Annotated in this window: 1 rRNA gene; it reads right to left on the bottom strand. The window is 49.3% G+C overall.

The annotated features are described in order from the left end of the window. Nucleotides 1–88: 88 nt before the first annotated feature. Nucleotides 89–3,001: ribosomal RNA gene (locus M2139_RS14170) — 23S ribosomal RNA — on the bottom strand. Between the last annotated feature and the right edge of the window lie 184 nt (nucleotides 3,002–3,185).

Here is a 3,185-nt window from a genome sequence, read left to right as displayed (position 1 = left end):
TATTGAGTTTTTGCTTTCGCTCACTCAAAACTGAATCTGAAGTATTGTCTATCAAAACTCTTCCGAGTTCGTTCTTTTCTTCCATTCTTTGGTTAAGTCCTCGATCGATTAGTATCAGTCCGCTCCATGTATCGCTACACTTCCACTCCTGACCTATCTACCTGATCTTCTCTCAGGGATCTTACTTTCTTAAAGAAATGGGAAATCTCATCTTGAGGTGGGCTTCACACTTAGATGCTTTCAGCGTTTATCCCTTCCCTACATAGCTACCCAGCAATGCCCTTGGCAGAACAACTGGTACACCAGCGGTAAGTCCATCCCGGTCCTCTCGTACTAAGGACAGCTCCTCTCAAATTTCCAACGCCCGCGACGGATAGGGACCGAACTGTCTCACGACGTTCTGAACCCAGCTCGCGTGCCGCTTTAATGGGCGAACAGCCCAACCCTTGGGACCGACTACAGCCCCAGGATGCGACGAGCCGACATCGAGGTGCCAAACCTCCCCGTCGATGTGGACTCTTGGGGGAGATAAGCCTGTTATCCCCAGGGTAGCTTTTATCCGTTGAGCGATGGCCCTTCCATGCGGAACCACCGGATCACTAAGCCCGACTTTCGTCCCTGCTCGACTTGTAGGTCTCGCAGTCAAGCTCCCTTCTGCCTTTACACTCTGCGAATGATTTCCAACCATTCTGAGGGAACCTTTGGGCGCCTCCGTTACCTTTTAGGAGGCGACCGCCCCAGTCAAACTGCCCATCTGACACTGTCTCCCAGCCCGATTAGGGCTGCGGGTTAGAGTGGCCATAACACAAGGGTAGTATCCCACCATTGCCTCCACCGAAACTAGCGTCCCGGTCTCTTTGGCTCCTACCTATCCTGTACATGCGGTACAGACACTCAATATCAAACTACAGTAAAGCTCCATGGGGTCTTTCCGTCCTGTCGCGGGTAACCTGCATCTTCACAGGTACTAAAATTTCACCGAGTCTCTCGTTGAGACAGTGCCCAAATCGTTACGCCTTTCGTGCGGGTCGGAACTTACCCGACAAGGAATTTCGCTACCTTAGGACCGTTATAGTTACGGCCGCCGTTTACTGGGGCTTCAATTCGTACCTTCGCTTACGCTAAGCACTCCTCTTAACCTTCCAGCACCGGGCAGGCGTCAGCCCCTATACTTCATCTTACGATTTTGCAGAGACCTGTGTTTTTGATAAACAGTCGCTTGGGCCTATTCACTGCGGCTGCTCTTACGAGCAGCACCCCTTCTCCCGAAGTTACGGGGTCATTTTGCCGAGTTCCTTAACGAGAGTTCGCTCGCTCACCTTAGGATACTCTCCTCGACTACCTGTGTCGGTTTACGGTACGGGTCGTTAACTTCTAACTAGAAGCTTTTCTTGGCAGTGTGACATCAGGAACTTCGGTACTTTTATTTCCCTCCCCATCACAGCTTGTCCTTAGAAAATGAAGCATTTAACTCCACTTAAGACTTACTGCTTGGACAGACACTTCCAGTCGTCTGCATTCCTTAGCCTCCTGCGTCCCTCCTTTGTTCAAACAAAGTTAACGAGTACAGGAATATCAACCTGTTGTCCATCGCCTACGCCTGTCGGCCTCGGCTTAGGTCCCGACTAACCCTGGGCGGACGAGCCTTCCCCAGGAAACCTTAGTCATACGGTGGACGGGATTCTCACCCGTCTTTCGCTACTCATACCGGCATTCTCACTTCTAAGCGCTCCAGCAGTCCTCACGATCTGCCTTCACCGCCCTTAGAACGCTCTCCTACCATTGCACTTACGTGCAATCCACAGCTTCGGTAATATGTTTAGCCCCGGTACATTTTCGGCGCAGGGTCACTCGACTAGTGAGCTATTACGCACTCTTTAAATGGTGGCTGCTTCTGAGCCAACATCCTAGTTGTCTGTGCAACCCCACATCCTTTTCCACTTAACATATATTTTGGGACCTTAGCTGGTGGTCTGGGCTGTTTCCCTTTCGACTATGGATCTTATCACTCACAGTCTGACTCCCGGATATAAATGAATGGCATTCGGAGTTTATCTGAATTCGGTAACCCGAGATGGGCCCCTAGTCCAAACAGTGCTCTACCTCCATCATTCTTAATTCCGAGGCTAGCCCTAAAGCTATTTCGGAGAGAACCAGCTATCTCCAAGTTCGTTTGGAATTTCTCCGCTACCCACACCTCATCCCCGCACTTTTCAACGTACGTGGGTTCGGTCCTCCAGTGCGTTTTACCGCACCTTCAACCTGGACATGGGTAGATCACATGGTTTCGGGTCTACGACCACATACTCATTCGCCCTATTCAGACTCGCTTTCGCTGCGGCTCCGTCTCTTCAACTTAACCTCGCATGTAATCGTAACTCGCCGGTTCATTCTACAAAAGGCACGCTATCACCCATTAACGGGCTTTAACTTGTTGTAGGCACACGGTTTCAGGTTCTATTTCACTCCCCTTCCGGGGTGCTTTTCACCTTTCCCTCACGGTACTGGTTCACTATCGGTCACTAGGTAGTATTTAGCCTTGGGAGATGGTCCTCCCGGATTCCGACGGAATTCCTCGTGTTCCGCCGTACTCAGGATCCTCCTAGGTGTCTTCCAAATTTCGCCTACGGGGTTCTCACCCTCTTTGACTGACTTTCCCACGTCATTCGGCTATCTGAAAAAACTACCATATCGGAGTCCTACAACCCCAATGAGCAAGCTCATTGGTTTGGGCTGGTCCCGTTTCGCTCGCCGCTACTCAGGGAATCGAATTTTCTTTATCTTCCTGCAGGTACTTAGATGTTTCAGTTCTCTGCGTTTACCTCAAACAAGCTATGTATTCACTTGTTTGTAACATCCTATTAAAGATGCTGGGTTCCCCCATTCGGAAATCTCTGGATCAAAGCTTACTTACAGCTCCCCAAAGCATATCGGTGTTAGTCCCGTCCTTCATCGGCTCCTAGTGCCAAGGCATCCACCGTGCGCCCTTATTCACTTAACCTTATCAACCTTGCGGTTGGGTTTTGACCACTTCTTCTAGCGATAGAAGGTTAGTCAAGAAAAAAATAAGCAATTGAACGTTTAATTAATAAACTCATGAATTAGTTTTTACACTAATCTTCAACGCGGTGTTCTCGGTTTGTTTTGATTTCTTTACTTCAGTATTCAGTTTTCAATGAACAAAA

This window comes from Enterococcus sp. PF1-24 (assembly GCF_029893325.1).
Lineage (GTDB): Bacteria > Bacillota > Bacilli > Lactobacillales > Enterococcaceae > HY326.
This window is presented reverse-complemented; position numbering and strand designations above follow the sequence as displayed.